The sequence below is a fragment of the Tenacibaculum sp. MAR_2010_89 genome, assembly GCF_900105985.1.
GTDB lineage: Bacteria > Bacteroidota > Bacteroidia > Flavobacteriales > Flavobacteriaceae > Polaribacter > Polaribacter halocynthiae.
Window position 1 is genome coordinate 413476 of sequence record NZ_FNUB01000004.1, and the last position, 20827, is coordinate 434302.

Sequence of the window (20827 nt, forward strand, 5' to 3'; positions counted from 1 at the left end):
GTGGATTGCAATATCTTAAAAAATTGAAGTTTTGCCAACTTTTATGCGTTAAATGTAGTTTTTAAGTTAATTTTTCTTTAAAGTTTTGTAAATCTTGTTTGAAATTTTCTGGTACAAAGTTTAATTGCTCAATACTCTTACTTAAATCAAAGCCTGTTTTAGCTGGTCTTGATGCTTTTTGATTTAAACTTTGAGTTGAAATAGGCTTAATCAAGTTTTTGTTTAAATCAAACACCTCAGCAATCTCCATAGCTATTTCATATATGCTTAATAGTTTTTTGGAAGACACATTAAATACTCCTTTTGCTTTTTTATCAATAGCTAATTTGCAAGCCAACGCCAAAGGTTCAACATAGGTTGGCATTCTATATTGATCATTAACTATAGTTACTTCCTTCCCTTCTTCTAAAGATTTTTTAACCCATAACACAATATTACTTCTAGACATATCGAATACCTTTCCATACACCAAAATTGTACGTAAAATTGTGTAATGTACTGATGAAGAAGTTAACAATTCTTCAGACTTAAGCTTTGACATTCCATAATAACTTAAAGGATTTGGGTCGTCAGTTTCTTTATAATATCCTTTTTCACCATCAAAAATAAAATCTGTTGATAAATGAATCAGATGAGCATTCGTTTTTTCAGCATATTCTTTAAGAAAATGAACTACATCTACATTAAGTTTATCGCATTCTTCTTTATTATCTTCGCAAGCATCAACATTTGTCATTGCTGCAGTATTAATAATAACATCAGGAGTATAGGTTTTCAGTTTTTCTTTCAATAACATTTCATCTGTTATATCAATCGAAACATATTCAAAATCATTTCTCCCACTCCTATTATCCCCTCTAGAAAAACCTATTACCTTATATTTATCTTTTTCATTTAATAGTAAACTAACCAAACTTTGACCAAGTAAACCATTACTTCCTGTTATCACAACTCTTTTCATTAAAACAACTCTCTTAATTTTGTTATTTGTTCTGGCCTTCCTAAAACAATTAAGTTAGCACCCGCTTTTAGTGTTACTGAAGCATCAGGATTAATAATATATTCTTTTTCAGAAGTTCTATACCCTATAACAGTACAACCTGTTTGCTTTCTTAAATCTAAATCTAAAATAGTTTTATCAATATATTCTTGTGGCAAATTATTAATTGCTATCTCTTCCAAATTAGCTGTCGTATCACCTTCAATAGTTAAACGATCTACAAACTCTATCACATCTGGTGTTACTACCAATGAAGCCATATGGGCACCCCCTAACTTATCTGGCATTATAACATTATCAGCACCTGCTATTTTTAATTTACTATACGAAGTTTCTTTAGAAGCTCTACTTATTATTTTACACTTTCTATTTAATTGTTTAGCAGTAAGTACTACAAATAAATTATCGGCATCAGAAGGTAAAGCTGTTATTAAATTACTAGCATTTAAAATTCCTGCTTTTATCAAAGTTTCATCAGTTGTTGCATCTCCTTCAATATTTAGTACACCATCGTTATCTAATCGTTGTATTATTGTTTGATTTTGCTCAACTACTACAAAATCTTTTTTATAACTTTTTAATTTAGCTATAGCCTGACGTCCATTTCTGCCATAACCACAAACAATAGTATGTCCTTTCAACTTCTCTATTTTTTTTTGCACTTTTTTAATTTTTAATTGATGAAAAAACTGGCCACTTATTAAATATTCTGAAAATGAAGATACCGCATATCCGAAAATAAACAAACTAGATAAAATAAGCCCTATTGTAAATATTTTTTCTCCAGTTCCAAACGGATGTACTTCTCCAAAACCAATAGTAGTTATAGTAATAATTGTCATATACAAACCATCCACAAAAGAATAGTCAAACAAAAAACAATACCCTCCTACTCCTACTAATAAAATTAATATGGAGAATAAAACAGCTTTATATAAACGTGATTGAAATATCGTATTCATTATAAATCAAAAACCGAAGTTCTTTTAGTGTAAATCATATCTTTTAACCTTAACAAGAACGCTAAAGTTAAATACAAGCCAAAAGAAAGACCGATAGTAACAAAAGAAATATAAATAAAAAATAATCGAACATTTACAGCTCTCATACCTAATCTATCCGCTAAACGCGATGATACATAAAATCCGTTTCTCTCAAAAAAATGTCGTGTTGAATGGATTATTCTCATTATACTATTTTTCTGTTTTAACTGCAAGATACTATTTTGTTTATATCTAGTAAACTAAAATACATAAGTATTGCTTAAATTTGCTTTTTTCTGTAAATAACTCACTTTGAAAGAGCAAGAATATATCGAAGTTTATGGAGCAAGAGCCCATAATTTAAAAAACATTGACGTTAAAATTCCTCGAGAAAAACTAGTTGTAATTACTGGTTTAAGTGGAAGTGGAAAATCATCATTAGCTTTTGATACCATATATGCTGAAGGACAACGAAGATATATAGAAACGTTTTCTGCATATGCTCGCCAATTTTTAGGTGGATTAGAACGTCCAGATGTAGATAAAATAGATGGTTTATCTCCTGTTATTTCTATTGAACAAAAAACAACTAATAAAAGTCCTAGGTCAACAGTTGGAACTATTACAGAAATTTATGACTTTTTACGTTTGTTGTTTTCACGTGCTGCTGATGCATATTCTTTTAACACAGGAGAAAAAATGGTTAGTTATTCTGACGACCAAATAAAAAACTTAATTTTAAAAGATTTCGATGGAAAACGAGTTGCTGTTCTTGCTCCATTAATTAAATCTAGAAAAGGTCATTACCGTGAGTTGTTTGAACAAATATCTAAACAAGGTTTTGTTAAAATTCGAGTTGATGGAGAAATTCGTGAGATTGAGAAAGGAATGAAGCTTGATCGCTATAAAACACACGATATAGAAGTTGTTATAGATAGACTACCCATTAGCAACGCTGCTGAAAAACGCTTAGAAGAAACCATTAAAACCGCTTTATACACTGGCAATAACATATTAATGGTTATTGATATTGACGATGATAAACCTAGATATTTTAGTAGGGAACTAATGTGCCCCACAACTGGTATTGCATATCCAAACCCTGAGCCAAATACATTTTCATTTAACTCACCAAAAGGTGCATGCAACTATTGCAATGGCTTGGGAATAACTAATGAAGTTAATTTTCAAAAAATAATTCCAGATGATAGTATTTCAATTAAAAATGGAGGTATTATTCCTTTAGGAGAACAAAAAAACAGTTGGATTTTTAAACAACTTCAAACCATTGCTGAACGTTATCAATTTAAACTAACTGATCCAATTAATAAAATACCTAAAGAAGCAAAAGGCATTATTTTAAATGGTGGTAAGGAATCATTTACCATTAAATCGAAAGCTGCTGGTGTTACACGAAAATATGAAATAGATTTTGAAGGGATCGTTGCTTTTATTGAAAACCAATATAAGGATACCGACAGTTCCTCTATTAAAAGATGGGCCAAAGGTTTTATGGACGAAGTTTCTTGCTCCGTTTGTGAAGGAAAACGATTAAAAAAAGAAGCTTTACATTTTAAAATTGTTAATAATAACATTAGTGATTTAGCACAAATGGATGTTACTGAACTTGCTAATTGGTTTAAAAACATAGAAAGTGAGTTCAGTGAAAAACAACTAAAAATTGCTTCTGAAATTTTAAAAGAAATCCGAACTCGAATTCAATTTTTATTAGATGTTGGTCTAGATTACTTAACCTTAGATAGAACCTCAAAATCTTTATCTGGTGGTGAAGCGCAACGTATTCGTTTGGCTACACAAATAGGATCTCAATTGGTTGGTGTTTTATATATTTTAGATGAACCTAGTATTGGACTTCATCAACGTGATAATGAAAAACTAATTAACTCATTGATTAAACTTCGTGATGTTGGAAATTCTGTTTTAGTAGTTGAACATGATGAAGATATGATTAAACATGCCGATTTTGTATTTGATATTGGTCCTGGTGCAGGAAGGCATGGTGGAGAAGTTGTAAGTCAAGGTACTTTTGAAGATTTAAAATCTCACAAAACCCTAACTGCTGATTATTTATCTAAAAGAAAAACAATTGAAGTTCCTACTAAAAGAAGAGAAGGGAATGGAAAAACCATAAAATTATCAGGAGCATCTGGAAATAACTTAAAAAATGTTTCTGTTGAATTTCCTTTAGGTAAAATGATTTGTGTTACGGGTGTTTCAGGTAGTGGAAAATCTACTTTAATTAATGAAACATTATACCCAATTTTAAATGCGCATATCTATAGAGGTGTAAAAAAACCTATGCCTTATAAAAAAATTGAAGGGTTAGAAAATGTAGATAAAGTAATTGATATTGATCAATCACCGATAGGTAGAACACCACGTTCAAACCCTGCAACTTATACTGGGGTTTTTGGTGAAATTAGAAGTTTATATGCTAAAACACCTGAAGCATCTATCCGTGGATACAAACCTGGACGATTTAGCTTTAATGTAAAAGGAGGTCGTTGTGAAACTTGTCAAGGTGGAGGTGTTCGTGTTATTGAAATGAACTTTTTACCTGATGTACATGTAGAATGTGAAACCTGCCAAGGAAAACGTTTTAATAGAGAAACTTTGGAGATTAGGTACAAAGGAAAATCTATTTCTGATGTATTAGAAATGACAATTAATGAAGCAGTTGATTTCTTTGAATTAATTCCGAAAATACATCGTAAATTAAAAACTATTCAAGATGTTGGTTTAGGCTACATTACCTTAGGACAACGATCTACCACATTATCAGGTGGAGAAGCACAACGTATAAAACTAGCTTCTGAACTTTCAAAAAGAGATACTGGAAATACTTTTTATATTTTAGATGAACCTACTACCGGTTTACATTTTGAAGATATTCGTGTTTTAATGGAAGTACTCAATAAACTAACCAACAAAGGGAATACGGTTTTAATTATTGAACACAATTTAGACGTAATAAAACTTGCCGACTATATTATTGATGTTGGTATGGAAGGTGGAAAAGGTGGTGGAAAAATATTAGTATCTGGAACTCCAGAAAAAGTAGCTAAACATAAAACGAGTTATACCGCTAAATTTTTAAAGAAAGAACTAAAAAAATAAAGTCAAAATAAAAAACAGTCATTACGAACGAAGTGAAGTAATCTCATTATAATTTCACAGATTACTTCAAAAGTAAACTTTCTCGTAATGACGTAAACAAAAACTAACTATAAACAATCATTACGAAAGAAGTGAAGTAATCTTTCTATAACTACAGAGTACTTCAAAAAACATTTTCTAGTAACGACGCTAACAAAGACTTAATAAAAATCGTCATTACGAATGAAATAAAGTAATCTCTCTATAATTACAGACCACTTAAAAAGTTAGTTTTCTCTTACAGACTTTAAACAATTAATATTAATTCAATTGCTCTAACAACTCTTGAGCTTTTTCCTTATTGTAATAGGCTTTGTCAATAATAAGATGCAGCACCTCTTTAGCTTCAGTTAACTTGTTTTGCTTTACCAATGAAAGTGATTTAAACCAATATCCTTTTTGAGCATCAATTAAATCGCTATTTATTAAACTGTCAAGTATTTTTTCAGCACTTATATAATCTTTTAACTCTATATGTGATATTGCTTTATACATATAAACAGCACTATTATTGTTTTTATCTTGTAATAAGCTCTTACCAAAAATCACCAATGCTTTTTTATAGTCTTTGTTTTTAAAACTCTTTTCTGCTTCAATTAAATTAACTTCTGTATCATTATCTCCTCTATTCACAAAAGTAGGAAGCGATGTCTGCGAAACATACTCATTATACAAGTCACCATAATTACTGTTCGGACTTCCAGTATTAAAAAACCTGAACACACCTACCAATAAGGCAATACTTGCTGCTACTGAAATAAAGAATAATGGTCTTATTTTTCCTTTTTTCTTGTTTTTAAAAGCATCACTTCCTTCTTTAATTGTTTTTTCGAAACTCTTAGCTTCAGTACCTTTAAAAAAAGCTTCTATTTCATCAACCTCATCGTTCTCATCTATTGAAAAATTCCACGAATCTTCATTATAAGAATCAAACAACTCTTTTTCAAAATCTACTTTAATTTTAAAATCTTCGTCAGTTTTTAGCCTATCCTCAAAAGCCTTTGTTTCTATTTCTGAAAGTTCGCCTTTAAAATAACGTTCAATTAATATATCTTCTTCCATCATCATACCACTTTTAATTTCATATACCTCACATCTCCCCTAATAAGTTCAGTCAGTTTCTTTTTACACTTAAAAACTCGCTGTCGTATAACTGTTTCAGAGTTATATTCAGTAGTTGCTAAAATTTCTGCATAGGGCACTTTAGCAAAAAAAAGATTTAAAATATTTCTACAATTTTCAGACAACATTCCTAATTTTTCTACAAACAATTCTTGTTTTTTAATTTCCAAATACGACAAGGCAGTATCCCTCTCTTCACTTACCTGTTCAATAACCTCATTATTTGTTACCCTATTTTTTCTTTTATTTAATTCTCTACGCCATAAATTTCTACAAACAGTATACAGAAACCCTTCAAAACTTGACTTTATTTCAAATTTTTCTTTTTTTAATCTAACCGCTATTTGTAGTAAAGCTTTTTGAAAAACATCCTCAGCATCTTCACTATTTCCTTTGTTTTGAAGAACAAATTGCTTTATACCATAAAAACTCTGTTCATAAATTGTTTTTATAACACTTGAATCATTCTTTTCTATAGCTTCTAAAAAAAACTTTCCTTCCATTTTAACTAGTTATCTGACAAAAATAAAAAAATTATATTTGCCCTTGGGTAACATTTGATGTTTTCATAAACATCAAGTTAAGAAAACAAAATATTTATAATCATGAAAAAAAGTAATTTTATTACAAAAACCTTAATTTTATTAGTAGCTATTGTTATTTGTAGTTTTACTACAAAAAAAACACTTTTTAACAATGTAACAAAAAATAGCATTATTAATTTTGTTGAAGAGAAAAAAGAAATACTTCCTAGCGGAGGTGTATTAATTGTATATAATGAAGGTACAACTGAACAAGAAAAAAAAACAATAACTAACTGTATTGGTAAAAGTGATTTACTAAGTATAAAAGCTATTATAAAATGTGCAGAAAACCCTAATGCTGAGATTATATATTTCCAAAGAGGCTTCTCTATTTTTACTCAAGGAGATGATACCACTACAGACGGAGATGACCAACCTCAACTAGGAATAAATCCTCAAGATGTATTTAATGCTATTTCTAATTGTAGTAATGGAAAAGTCTTACTATACTCACTGAATCTAAACTGTTCTGATTCACAAACTTTATCTGGAAGTTTAGCACCAAACCCAGGAAGATAAAATGAAAACAACTCTACTTCTTTTTCTTTTTATCTTTCCTTTTCAAAACACCATTTCTCAATTTAATTATAAGGAAGTTTTAGCTAGAGATAGTTTAAACAAAATTATGGAAGAAGAAGTAGATAATTTATTAAAATCTATTATAATAAAAGACTCTACTTATGCACAAATAGCACATGCTTATTCTTATTTTTTTCATAAAAAAAGAAAAAACTATAAACTAGCTATTAAATATGCACTTATTGAAATAAAAACTTTAGAAGATTTAAATCTTAACTCTAAAGAATATACTAATGCATTATATAATTTAGGTAATTTTTATTACATATCACAACAATACAACAAAGCTATTGAATATTATAATAAAGCCATTAAATCAAATGCATTTCCTAAAAAAATTGCTCAATCATACTGCCAAATAGCTAAGTACCAAAGAATAAAAGGAGATTTCTACATGTCTCTTCAATACTATTTTAAAGGTTTACCTTTGTTAGAGAAATTTGGATCTAAAAAAAGTATAATATTACATTATCTATCATTATCTAATACATGCAATAAATTAAATACTAAAAAAAGTTCAGATATTAATTTTTTTTATCTGAAGAAAGCTGATAGTATCCTCACAAAACTACCTAAATCAAAAATAAAAAATAAAATGCGGTTTGATTTAAACAACTATTTCGCTATACTTTATACAAATGAATATAAATATAACTTTCAAAAAGCTAAAAATTATTACTTAAATAACCTAAACGAGAGTTTTAAAACAGGTATTAAAAGAAATATTGCTATTTCTAATTTAAACTTAGGAGAACTTTATTTAAACGAAAAAAAAGATAGCTGTCTTTATTTTTTTAAAAAAAGTATAGAATATGATTCTATTAATAAACTATACATACATGATACCTATAAAAATATAGCTTCTTTTTACATCTATAAAAAAGATTTTTCAGGAGCATTAAAAAACATACAAAAATCAATAAACTATAATTTTAAAGTAAAGGAGAACAACTTAATAAAACATCTAAGTAATAATAAAATATTAAACACTTTAGATAAAAACACAATTCGAAATTCTTTAAAAACCAAAACAGAAATTCTTATACAGCTTTATAATACTACTCAAAATAAAGAATATTTACAAAAAGCAATTGACAATGTACAACTCACCAATAAAATAGTAAACATTCTCATTAATTATAGTACAGAAGCTAACACAAAATACTTGTGGCGAAAAGAAATTTCAGAAACATTTAATTTAGGTATTTATTCAGCTTATTTATTAAACGATTCAAAATTAATGTTTGAGTTAATGGAAAAAAATAAAGCTTTTTTATTAGCGTTAAATATTAATGAAAATATAAAACTCACCAATTTACCTGATGAAGTTTCAAAAAAAAATAACGTATTTAAAAAAGATATTTTTCAGTTAGAAAGTGAAACAGAAATACATAAAGCTTCAAAGAAAAAAGATTCTTTATTTGATTTAAAAGTAAGCTACCAAAACTTTAAAGACTCTATTCAAAAAATATACCCGCAGTTTAGTAATCAAAACAACGAAATTCAACAAGTTTCTTTTAATCAAGTAAAAAGTAACTTACATAAAAACGATATTAAACTATACTATACACTAAATACTAGTAACGTAGATGCTAATAAGCAATCAATGTTAGGGCTACTAATTGCTAAGAACAAGGATATTCATTTTAAAATAAAAAATATTGATAGCGTTTTATTAGGGATTACTGAATACAAAAAACTAATTTCAAAACCAATTACTCAAAAACAAGAGTTAGCACGTTTTAAAAAGGTTTCGTATTCACTCTATAACCAGTTATTTCCTACTAAAGAAATTAAAGATCTTATTAAAAATAAAAATATTAGTATTGTTAGTGATGTTTCTCTAGAAAACATTCCTTTTGAAGCTTTTAATACTAGTAGCACTGGTTTACAGTATTTAGTAAACGATTGTAATATTAGCTATACTTACTCTAGCTCATTTTCTGAGTTTAATAAAAGTAGAGATAGAAAAACAAATAAAGACGTTGTTGTTTTCGCTCCTGTTAATTTTAAAAACACCGAATTATTATCTTTAGAGAATACAGAAAAAGAAGCTGCTATTATTTCAAATTTAATAGACGGAGATAGTTTTACAAACAGTAATGCTACAAAAGAAAATTTTGTTCGTAAAACGAGTAATGCTAAAATCATCCATTTAGCAACACATGCTACTGCTACTAGCAATCCGAGCATTCAGTTTTTTAATGATAATTTAAAGTTACACGAACTCTACACCTACAAAAACAACGCTGATTTAGTTGTTTTAAGTGCCTGTGAAACCAATATTGGAGAGTTAAAACAAGGTGAAGGTGTTTTAAACTTAGCTAGAGGTTTCTTTCATTCTGGAGCTAATGCCGTGGTTTCTTCTACTTGGAAAATTAATGACGCTAGCTCTTCATACATCATGAAAGAGTTTTATACAAATTTAAAAAACAAACAATCAAAGTCTGAAGCGCTTAATAATGCGAAACGTACCTACTTAAAAAATCATAGCCTATCAGAACAGTCTCCTTATTATTGGGCTTCATTTGTATTAATTGGTGATACTTCTCCTGTTTTTACTACTAATTATTTTTATTATGTAGGTATTCTTTTTATTATTGGTTTATTGTTGTTTTTCTATTTTAGGAGAAGAAATAAATCACAATAACAGATAAAAATTGCTATTTAAAACCAACACATATAGAATACAGCTTTTTATTGTTACTTTATTGTTTTTCCTTCAAACAGTAAATGCTCAATACGCATATACTGATATTATTGAAAAAAGTAAATCTATAAATTTCACTGAAAAAAAAGTAGATAGTATATTAGACTCAATAATGATAAAAGACATTGAATATGCAAAAATAGCTCATAATTTTTCATTCTTTTTTAACAAAAAAAAGAAAAACTATGAGCTAGCTATAAAATACGGTAAAATCGAAGTGAAGATTTATGATAGTTTAAAAATAAATAATAAACAATACACAAACGCCCTATACAACTTAGGTAAATTTCACACAAAAATAAATGATTTTGATAATGGTATTAAGTATCACAAAAAAGCCATACAATCAAATTCTTACCCTTTAAGAAAAGCCCAAAGCTATTGTTACATAGGTTCTATATATTTTAAAAAGGGAGAGTATTATAAATCCAACAACCATTATTTAAAAGGCATTCCATTACTAGAAAAGTACTCGACAAAGAAAAATTTAATTGGTCATTGCATTGATTTTACAACCACTTGTATTAAAATAAATACTAAAAAGAGTATTGAAATTGGTCTTTTTTACCTAAAAAAAGCTGATAGTCTAGCCCAAAATTCACCAACATTAAATATAGACAATAGAACAATCTATACTATAAATGTTGCTATAGCCAACCTATATTCATTAAAACCCAAACACAATTTTAGAAAATCTAAATCCTATTATTTTAAAAGCTTACAAAATGCTTATAAAGAAAATAATGACGATTATATATCTCTCTCTTATTTGAATTTAGGTGAATTATATTTAAAAGCGAACAATGATAGCTGTATGTTCTATTTAAATAAAAGCATAAAACACAACTTTATGAATAAAAACTACATGCTTTATATTCATAAAAACATTGCTACACATTACTATTCTAGGAAGGAATACAAAAATACCTTAATTCACATTAAAAAATCATTAAATCATGGGTTTAACGTTAAAAAAAATAAAGAAATAACCTCACTAACTCTTAATCAAATTATTACTACAAATGATAAAACACCTCTTATAAGAGCTTTAAAAATAAAAACGGAAACTCTTTTAAACCTATACAATACTAAGCAAGAAAAAGAATACTTACAAAAAGCAATTGACAATGTTCAGTTAACAAACAAAATAATCTCTATTATAATTAATTATAGTACAGAAGCTAATACAAAATACTTGTGGCGAAAAGAAATTTCAGAAACATTTAATTTAGGTATTTATTCAGCTTATTTATTAAATGATTCTAAATTAATGTTTGAGTTGATGGAAAAAAATAAAGCTTTTTTATTAGCATTAAATATTAATGAGAATATAAAACTCACCAATTTACCGGATGAAGTTTCAAGAAAAAATAATTTATTTAAAAAAAATATTTTTCAATTAGAAAGTGAAACAGAAATACACAAAGCTTCGAAGAAAAAAGATTCTTTATTTGATTTAAAAGTAAGCTACCAGAACTTTAAAGACTCTATTCAAAAAATATACCCGCAGTTTAGTAATCAAAATAACAACATTAAACACGTTTCTTTTAATCAAGTAAAAAGTAACTTACATAAAAACGATATTAAACTATACTACACACTAAACACTAGTAACGTAGATGCTAATAAACAATCAATGTTAGGGCTACTAATTGCTAAGAACAAGGATATTCATTTTAAAATAAAAAATATTGATAGTGTTTTATTGTACATTACTGAATACAAAAAACTAATATCAAAACCGCTTACACAAAAACAAGAACTAGCACGTTTTAAAAAAGTTTCATATTCACTCTACAACCAATTATTTCCTAATAAAGAAACTAAAGAAATTATTAAAAATAAAAATATTAGTATTGTTACTGATGTTTCCTTAGAAAACATTCCTTTTGAAGCTTTTAATACTAGTAGCACTGGTTTACAGTATTTAGTAAACGATTGTAATATAAGTTATAGCTACTCTAGCTCTTTTTCTGGGTTTAATAAAAATAGAGTTAGAAAAACAAATAAAGACATTGTTGTTTTTGCTCCTGTTAATTTTAAAAACACTGAATTATCATCCTTAAAGAACACAGAAAAAGAAGCTGCTGTTATTACTAATTTAGTAGGTGGAGATAGTTTTACAAACAGTAATGCTACAAAAGAAAATTTTGTTCGTAAAACGAGTAATGCTAAAATCATCCATTTAGCAACACATGCTACTGCTACTAGCAATCCGAGCATTCAGTTTTTTACTAATGATTTAAAATTACATGAACTATATACCTATAAAAACAATGCTGATTTAGTTGTTTTAAGTGCCTGTGAAACCAATATTGGAGAGTTAAAACAAGGTGAAGGTGTTTTAAACTTAGCTAGAGGTTTCTTTCATTCTGGAGCTAATGCCGTGGTTTCTTCTACTTGGAAAATTAATGATGTTAGTTCTTCTTTCATTATGAAGGAGTTTTATACTAATTTAAGAAACAAACAATCAAAAACAGAAGCGCTTAACAATGCCAAACGCGCCTATTTAAAAAATCATAGTTTATCAGAGCAATCTCCTTATTATTGGGCTTCTTTTGTATTAATTGGAGATACTTCTCCTGTTTTTACTACTAATTATTTTTATTATATTGGTATTGTTTTAATAATTGGTTTATTGGTGTTTTTCTATTTCAAAAGAAAATAAAAATACTAAATGAGTGTTAAACCTTTATTTCAAAATTAACTTTCAAAAAAGTTAAAGTATAAAAAACTATATTTGTGAATAGATAGTATTTGATGTCCCTTAAACATCAAATTAAGAAAACAAAATCTTTCTAATCATGAAAAAAAGTACTTTTATTTACAAAGGGCTACTTCTTTTAGTTGCATTTATTACATGTAGTTTTATTGCAGAAAACAACCAATTTAAAAACTCTACATCCTTAATTAAAAATAGTGAAGTTAGTATTCCTATAAGAACATTTGAACTTTTAGTTGTTTATACTCCTGGAACCTCTTTTGCTGAAAGATTACAAAAAAGAGAGTGTATTCGAGTAACACTACAAAATAATAATGTTAAGGGTTTATGGTATAATATTTCAAGTATTGTTCCATGCCCATCTAATCCTTATGCCGAAGTAATCAAATTTCGAATATTTGATCCTAAAGAAAATGATAAAGCTGTTGCTGACGATGATGATGAAGAAAAACCTAATGGCAAAAGTACACACAACTATATCAATTTTTCAGCGTACAATAAAATATTTAATGATTGTGGAGTTTCAGTTTCTACAAACACTAATTGTGGCAGTAATAATAATCAAGGTGGTAATGGTTTTATTCAGTTAAAAATAAATGACTTATAAACACCTAAGACTAATTTCACTAATACTTATAGTCTTTTGCAATCAAAAGACTATAAGTCAACATAGTTATAAAGAAATTGTAGCTTTAAGTAGTAAAATAGATTTTTCTGAAAAAAAAATCGACAGCATACTTTCTACAGTCAAAATAAAGGATGCGAAATACGCTCAAATTGCCCATAACTTTTCTTTTTTTCATAATAAAAAAACCAAAAACTACAACCTTGCTATAAAATATGGTAAAATTGAAGTGTCTATTTTAGATAGCTTAAAATTAGTCAATAAAAAACACACCAATGCTTTATACAACATAGGTAAATTTTACCTCAAGAAAAAACAATATCAACAAGCTATAATTTACTTTACAAAAGCTATTAATTCAAATAATTACCCCAAAAGGGTGGCTCAATCTTATTGTGAAATAGGAAATTGTTATGACAAAAAAGGAGAATATTATAAATCTATTGACTTTTTTTTAAAAGGTATTCCCTTATTAGAGAAATACGGATCAAAAAGAAGTGTGTTGGTTCAGTGTGTAAGACTTTCAAACTGTTGTTATAAAATAAATACACAAAAAAGTACCGATTTAGGGCTTTTTTATTTAAAAAAAGGAGATAGTTTAATCAAAAACAATAAGGACATAAAATTCAGAAGTAAAACTAAAAACTTCTTATTCACTGCCTTGGCTAACTTATACTCTAACTCATTTAAGAAAAAAATCAATAAAGCTAAAAACTATTACTTAAGAGTATTAAACAATGCATTAATTAAAAAAGACTCAGGGTCTATTGCGAATACCTATATGAATTTAGGAGAGTTATATTTAGATACAAGAAACGACAGCTGTGTTTACTTTTTAAATAAAAGCATTAAATATGACCTCACAGAAAAAGTCTATTTAAACGAAACGTATAGAAATTTAGCAACATTTTACAAAAGAAAATTCAACTACAATAAAGCTCTTTCTCATATTGAAAAAGCTATATTTTATAACTTTGAAGATGTTAAAAACAGACAAATTAACTCACTTACAATAAACCAAATACTAAACACTTATAATAAAAGATCGGTTCTTCTTTCTCTAAAAACCAAAACAGAGATTCTTTTACAATTATACAATTCTACACAAGAAAAAGAATATTTACAAAAATCTATTGACAATGTCCAGCTTACCAATAAAATAGTAAACATTCTCATTAGTTATAGTACAGAAGCAAATACCAAGTATTTATGGAGAAAAGAAATTTCTGAAACATTTAATTTAGGTATTTATACTGCTTATTTATTAAATGATTCTAAGTTAATGTTTGAGTTAATGGAAAAAAACAAAGCTTTTTTGTTAGCGTTAAACATTAATGAAAATATAAAACTCACCAACCTTCCTGATGAAGTTTCTATTAAAAACAACGTATTTAAAAAAGATATTTTTCAATTAGAAAGTGAAACAAACACTTATAAAGCTTCAAAGAAAAAAGATTCTTTATTTGACTTAAAAGTAAGCTACCAGAATTTTAAAGACTCTATTCAAAAGATATATCCCCAATTTAGTAATCAAAACAAGGATATTCAACAAATTTCTTTTAATCAAGTAAAAAGTAACTTAAATAAAAACGATATTAAACTCTACTATACATTAAATACTAGTAATGTAGATTCTAACAAGCAATCAATGTTGGGACTACTAATTGCTAAAAACAAGGATATTCGTTTTAAAATAAAAAATATTGATAGTGTTTTATTAGGGATTACTGAATACAAAAAACTTATTTCAAAACCAATTACTCAAAAACAAGAACTAGCACGTTTTAAAAAAGTTTCATATTCACTCTACAACCAGTTATTTCCTAATAAAGAAACTAAAGAAATTATTAAAAATAAAAATATTAGTATTGTTACTGATGTTTCTCTAGAAAACATTCCTTTTGAAGCGTTTAATACTAGTAGCACTGGTTTACAGTATTTAGTAAACGATTGCAATATTAGCTATACTTACTCTAGCTCATTTTCTGAGTTTAATAAAAATAGAGATCGAAAAACAAATACAGACATTGCTGTTTTTGCTCCTGTTAATTTTAAAAACACTGAATTATCATCCCTAGAAAAAACAGAAAAAGAAGCTGCTGTTATTTCTAATTTAATAGGTGGAGATAGCTTTACAAACAGTAATGCTACAAAAGAGAATTTTGTTCGTAAAACTAGTAATGCTAAAATCATTCATTTAGCAACACATGCAAATGCATCTAACAATCCTAGCATTCAGTTTTTTACTAATGACTTAAAGTTACATGAACTATACACCTATAAAAACAACGCTGACTTAGTTGTTTTAAGTGCTTGTGAGACTAATATTGGAGAATTAAAACAAGGTGAAGGTGTTTTAAACTTGGCTAGAGGTTTCTTTCATTCTGGGGCCAATGCGGTGGTTTCTTCAACGTGGAAAATTAATGACGCTAGCTCTTCATACATCATGAAAGAGTTTTACTCCAATTTAAAAAACAAAGAATCAAAATCTGAAGCGCTTAATAATGCGAAACGTACCTATTTAAAAAACCATAGTTTATCAGAACAATCTCCATACTACTGGGCTTCTTTTGTTTTAATTGGAGACACTTCTCCTGTTTTTACTACTAATTACTTACTCTACATTCTTCCTATTTTACTGGGTTTATTTATCATTTTTATTTTTTTTCAAAAAAAAGGGTAACATAAATTAAAGTATTGAACACTATAGAAAATGATCTATATTTTGAAAAATACTTTAAACCAATTTGAGCAAAGTTTATTAAATAAAATCTCTTTTCTTTTTTTAGAATCGAACTTATTTAATAACGTTATAGACCGGCCAATCTTTATACGAATCAATTGATTTAAAAAATTAAAACCATCATTATTTGAATCTGAAGGTAGTCCGTTAATATTTTGTTCTCATTAAACAGTAAAAATTGACTACCTCTTTTCAAATACTAAAAATACTAATGAAAAAGGATTACAAAAAAGAAAAACACTAAAATCAAAATCTATGAGAAAAAAAAATTAAAACAGTCGGGGGAAAATTGCTTAAAAGAAAAAATGAAAACAAGTACATCAGTTTAAATGAAAAAGAATAGTTGATTTAATTAATCTATCGGGGGAAAATTGCTAAAAGAAAAAATGAAAACAAATATATCAGCTTAAATGAAAAAGAAAAGTTGATAATATTAATCTGTCGGGGGAAATTGCTTAAAAGAAAAAAATGAAAACAAGTATATCAGCTTAAATGAAAAAGAAGAGTTGATTAAATGTATCTGTCGAGGGAAAATTACTTAAAAGAAAAAAATGAAAACAAGTATATCTGCTTAAATGAAAAAGAAGAGTTGATTAAATGTATCTATCGGGGGAAAATTGCTTAAAAGAAAAAATGAAAACAAGTATATCAACTTAAATGAAAAAGAAAAGTTGATATTATTATTCTGTCGGGGAAAAATTGCTTAAAAGAAAAAATGAAAACAAGTATATCAGCTTAAATGAAAAAGAAGAGTTGATATTATTATTCTGTCGGGGAAAATTACTATGAAAGAACAAAAATCATTAATACAATTCTAAGAAAAGAATACTATTTATTATAACTGTTGTATTGTATTGCTAGAAAAAGAGTTGGCTTTAACCAACTCTTTTATTTTCAAATAATCTAAGAACCTATATTGTAAATTTCTTTTCCCTTTTATTTTAAAATCATTACTAATGAACTAGCTGTAGAAACATTAAAATTTGGTGGTAAATAACTTCCCCTACCATTATTATTTAAAATTAATCCATCAGTATACAATCCTGTATTGTACATATTCCATAAACATATCAATTTTTCATTAGCTATTAAATAGTCAGAAAGGTTTTGAATATTATCAATATAAATATTTTTATTTGGAAAGTTCAATTCCCATTTATTTAATTCTATTATCTCAATTAAATATTGATGATAATACATTTGAGCATCTAGTATGCCTCCCCATTTTAATGGGTCAGGGCTTGTTGATGATTCTACTGGTGGGTTTGGCCCTCCAGACATAGGGTCTAAGTGCCAATTATATGCATTAAATTGTTCATGAAAAGCAACTTCAAACGGGTTAGAATCAACAACATTTGAATCCATTATGTCAATTAAATTTATACTTGTCAGTTTTGGATCTTTAATTAGTTCGTAAAAATAATCTCTTGCATATTTGTTCTCAATCAATGTTTTACCTATTAAAAACGAAGTCATATACATTAACTTAACTTTTTCATCTACTGCATCATCTGATATTTCTATAGGATCAATAGCTCCTCCACCTCGTCTTCCTTTTTCCATTTTTTCAATCGCATCTATTGTTTCATTTTCAGAACAAGAAACACAAAGTACTAAAACAAAACAAAATAATTTTAAAAATTTCATAAATAACTTTTTTAATATTTCTTGGCACAAAAATACAAAGGAATTAGACCTCTGTATTATTTAGTTCAAATTCGTTGTACTTGAATTCAAATTCGCTTTTAACTTATTAGAAAAGATTTTTTAATACCATGTCTTTTCTTCTAGTAGCTACAGGTATTTGCTCTCCTGTTTTTGTAACAAGAAACCCTTCGTTTGTATATTTAGTTATGTAGGCTTTGTTTACTATAAAAGATTGATGGCATTTAATAAATCTCTTTTTATCAAGTAATTCTTCAACTTTTTTCATAGGCTTTGAAATAACAATACTCTCCTCAAAAAGATAGAAGGTTGTATAATTCCCTTCTGATTTACAATATAAAATATCATCAAATGAAACTAAGTGTTGTGTATCTAATGTTTTTAAAACAATTTTATGATGCTCTCCTTCTCTATAATAATGATTTGCAATTGTAATAGAATTACTCAACGTATTCTCTTTCTGTATGGTATTTACTGCCTTTTTTACAGCCTCAACAAATTCATCATCATCAATAGGCTTTAATAAATAATCCAAAGCTCCCAAACGGATTGCTTTTATAGCATGAGAATCAAACCCCGTTACAAAAATTATCTTGAAATTTATCTCCTCTAACGATGATAAAATATCAAAGCTTGTACCATCCCCAAGATCAACATCCATAAATACTAACTGAGGCTGGTATCTTTTTATTTTTTCAATCCCTTCTTTTACTGAGATTGCTTCGTCAATAATAAATAATTCATTTTGAAAATCTTGAAATACTCTTTTCTTTAGATTTTCTCTAACATGCCTCTCGTCTTCTATAATTAATGTTTTTAACATTTTAAAGTATATTATATGGAATTTTTAATTCGACCTTGGTTCCTCTGCTACCTTTTCCTAACTCTTTTTTATTTACAACAGTAATTCCTTCTCCTGTCATTTTCTTTAAAAAATCGTCTATCAACTTAACCGAAGATCTTTTATCAACATTATTCTCATCAATTCCTATACCATCATCATCAATAATACAACAAATATACTTTTCATTAAAAATAAGTTTAATAATAAGGTTTCCAGTAGTTTCAGTTTTTCCAAATCCATGAATTATTGCATTCTCTACAAAAGGCTGCAGTAGCATTGGTGGTATAAATACCTCATCTTCAGCTCCAATAGTATTATCTATTAAAAAATTAAATCTTTCAGGAAATCTAAATTGTTGTAATTCAATATAATCTTGTAGTGATTGAAGTTCATCTTCAATAGGTACGTAGTCTTTAGTTGAATTTTCAAATATTGTTCGTAATAGTCTTGAAAATTTTTGAATATATTTTATAGATTTCGGACTATCTTCTTCAATGCTATTTTTAATCAAACTTAAACTATTAAATGTAAAATGAGGATTCATTTGAGAACGCAGTAACCGTTGGTGCAATAAGAAGTTTTGCTGTTCTATCTTAAACTTCCTTTGTCTAAAAAAATATAAAACCAACACTCCTATCATTATTCCAAATAACAATAAAGCAATTAAAACATATTGATTTCTTTCATACTTAAGATTTTGTATTTCAATTTTTTTCTTTTCCTTCTCTAAAACAATCTTATTTTTATATAGTTCTTTTTGTGTTTCCAACTCGCTATTAACTCTATTTGCATAATTTTTTTCCTGATATGCATAAATAGAATCTAATTGAGAAGTAACCTCTCCTATATCTTTATTTTTTTTATAAAGAATTTCTAAATTAGTTTTCAAGGCGTCTCTTTGATTAATATGATCAATATTATTTAACCCTAAGTAGAATATAGAATCTACATACTTTTTAGCTAGATCTATTTTCTTTAATTTAATATATGATTTAGAAATACTTACGTAGTTATTGGCATTTCTTGTTCCTGAAAGATGTATAGGTAATTTTTTTGAAAAAGTTAACGCATTACTATATGCTAAAATTGCTTTATTATACAAGTTACTGTTAAAATAATAATAACCTAATGTGGCATATAACTCATACTTTACTTCTGTTCTTAAATAAGACTCGTGTTTTACAACTTCAGTCAACTCTCTAATTGCCCTTTTGGGGCTTCCTAAACTACTATAAATACTAGACCTCCCTATTTTAGTCAAAACATAATTAGAAGAATCTTTAACTTTTAAAAACATAGCTGCGGCAGAATCATTTGCTTTTAAAGCTTTATCATATTCCTTTAATTTTGCTTTTACTTTTTGCCTAAATCGATAAACAGAAGCCTTATTTTTATAATCATACTCATTTAATAACGTGAATAGTTTCTCATTAACTCCCTCAGCATTCAGATAATCTTCCTTATAACTATAATAAGTTAGCGACAGAGCCCTAAAATATGATACTTCTCTGTCATTTTTTATTCTATTTTTTGTAAAAGAAGTTGCGTCTTTTAAATCCTCAATAGCTAAATCATGCTTTTTTAATCGATTATTAAACCTCGATGAAATATAGGAGAATTCAGCTTTTAAAGAATCTGATATTCCTTCTTTAGAAACTCCCTTAAGCTTCTCTAAATAAAACGCTAAGGAATCTTGTGATAATCCAATAGCAATTTTATCATTAAAATAACTTGGTAACTTTTTAAATATCACTTTATCCTGTTTTTTAAAACAACCCATTGCAATTAAAAAACATATTACTACAATTATTTTTTTCATACTTACCTATAAACAACTCAACAAAGCTAGTTATTTCTTTATTAACACTCAGTTTAATAACTTTTGAGTTAGCAATCACTCTGTATCAGTAGAGAGTTCATCCATTTTGTTACAATCAACATTTATAATTCACCAAACAATTATTCAAAAAAACAGATTATTATCAAAGCACCTCAATTATGAATTAATACCTCACAAATATGAATTGACTTACATAGATACTTATTTCTTCTATAACTTCGTAAACAACTCAC

General features: G+C 27.3%; 14 protein-coding genes. 6 read left to right on the plus strand and 8 right to left on the minus strand.

The genetic code is table 11. The annotated features are described in order from the left end of the window. Nucleotides 1-61: 61 nt before the first annotated feature. The 3 genes from BLV71_RS02760 to BLV71_RS02770 are packed head-to-tail and all read right to left on the minus strand — an operon-like array spanning nucleotide 62 to nucleotide 2189. Entirely contained in the window at nucleotides 62-961 is a 900-nt protein-coding gene (locus tag BLV71_RS02760) for an SDR family oxidoreductase (protein WP_093869058.1), read from the minus strand. Beyond that, nucleotides 961-1962, minus strand: coding sequence for a potassium channel family protein (locus tag BLV71_RS02765; RefSeq protein ID WP_093869059.1), 1002 nt, complete (start codon nucleotides 1960-1962; stop codon nucleotides 961-963). The genes BLV71_RS02760 and BLV71_RS02765 overlap by 1 nt, the downstream gene beginning before the upstream one ends. After that, nucleotides 1962-2189 (minus strand): PspC domain-containing protein, encoded by a 228-nt coding sequence (locus BLV71_RS02770; RefSeq protein ID WP_176974334.1) that lies wholly within the window; start codon nucleotides 2187-2189, stop codon nucleotides 1962-1964. The genes BLV71_RS02765 and BLV71_RS02770 overlap by 1 nt, the downstream gene beginning before the upstream one ends. Before the next feature lie 106 nt (nucleotides 2190-2295). On the opposite strand from BLV71_RS02770, the gene uvrA reads away from it, so the two are divergent. Next, the gene (uvrA, locus tag BLV71_RS02775) at nucleotides 2296-5121 is read left to right on the plus strand and encodes an excinuclease ABC subunit UvrA (protein WP_093869060.1); all 2826 of its coding nucleotides are present in this window, start codon (nucleotides 2296-2298) and stop codon (nucleotides 5119-5121) included. A 300-nt stretch (nucleotides 5122-5421) separates the two neighbouring features. Here the strand turns inward: uvrA and BLV71_RS02780 are convergent, their stop codons facing one another. Next, nucleotides 5422-6225, minus strand: coding sequence for a tetratricopeptide repeat protein (locus tag BLV71_RS02780; protein ID WP_176974335.1), 804 nt, complete (start codon nucleotides 6223-6225; stop codon nucleotides 5422-5424). Then, nucleotides 6225-6785, minus strand: a complete 561-nt coding sequence (locus tag BLV71_RS02785) for an RNA polymerase sigma factor (RefSeq protein WP_093869062.1) — start codon at nucleotides 6783-6785, stop codon at nucleotides 6225-6227. The genes BLV71_RS02780 and BLV71_RS02785 overlap by 1 nt, the downstream gene beginning before the upstream one ends. 102 nt (nucleotides 6786-6887) lie before the next feature. Here BLV71_RS02785 and BLV71_RS02790 point away from each other — a divergent pair, with 102 nt between their 5' ends. The 5 genes from BLV71_RS02790 to BLV71_RS02810 all read left to right on the plus strand — a co-directional run bounded on the left by BLV71_RS02790 (nucleotide 6888) and on the right by BLV71_RS02810 (nucleotide 16185). Continuing rightward, entirely contained in the window at nucleotides 6888-7385 is a 498-nt protein-coding gene (locus BLV71_RS02790; protein ID WP_093869063.1) for a hypothetical protein, read from the plus strand. A gap of 1 nt (nucleotide 7386) precedes the next feature. Then, nucleotides 7387-10095 carry a CHAT domain-containing protein gene (locus tag BLV71_RS02795; RefSeq protein WP_093869064.1) on the plus strand — a complete coding sequence of 903 codons (2709 nt, stop codon included), beginning with the start codon at nucleotides 7387-7389 and terminating at the stop codon, nucleotides 10093-10095. 10 nt (nucleotides 10096-10105) lie between these two features. Then, nucleotides 10106-12823 carry a CHAT domain-containing protein gene (locus BLV71_RS02800; protein WP_143032748.1) on the plus strand — a complete coding sequence of 906 codons (2718 nt, stop codon included), beginning with the start codon at nucleotides 10106-10108 and terminating at the stop codon, nucleotides 12821-12823. Nucleotides 12824-12959: 136 nt separating this feature from the next. Then, nucleotides 12960-13484, plus strand: coding sequence for a hypothetical protein (locus BLV71_RS02805; RefSeq protein ID WP_093869066.1), 525 nt, complete (start codon nucleotides 12960-12962; stop codon nucleotides 13482-13484). Beyond that, entirely contained in the window at nucleotides 13474-16185 is a 2712-nt protein-coding gene (locus BLV71_RS02810) for a CHAT domain-containing protein (RefSeq protein WP_093869067.1), read from the plus strand. The genes BLV71_RS02805 and BLV71_RS02810 overlap by 11 nt, the downstream gene beginning before the upstream one ends. A gap of 996 nt (nucleotides 16186-17181) precedes the next feature. Here BLV71_RS02810 and BLV71_RS02815 read toward each other — a convergent pair. The 3 genes from BLV71_RS02815 to BLV71_RS02825 form a co-directional block, all read right to left on the minus strand. Then, on the minus strand, nucleotides 17182-17892 hold the full coding sequence (locus BLV71_RS02815; protein ID WP_093869068.1) for a hypothetical protein: 711 nt from the start codon (nucleotides 17890-17892) through the stop codon (nucleotides 17182-17184). A gap of 106 nt (nucleotides 17893-17998) precedes the next feature. Continuing rightward, a complete protein-coding gene (locus tag BLV71_RS02820) occupies nucleotides 17999-18733 on the minus strand; it encodes a LytR/AlgR family response regulator transcription factor (protein WP_093869069.1) in 735 nt (244 codons plus the stop codon). Nucleotide 18734: 1 nt separating this feature from the next. Then, a complete protein-coding gene (locus BLV71_RS02825) occupies nucleotides 18735-20573 on the minus strand; it encodes a histidine kinase (RefSeq protein WP_093869070.1) in 1839 nt (612 codons plus the stop codon). Between the last annotated feature and the right edge of the window lie 254 nt (nucleotides 20574-20827).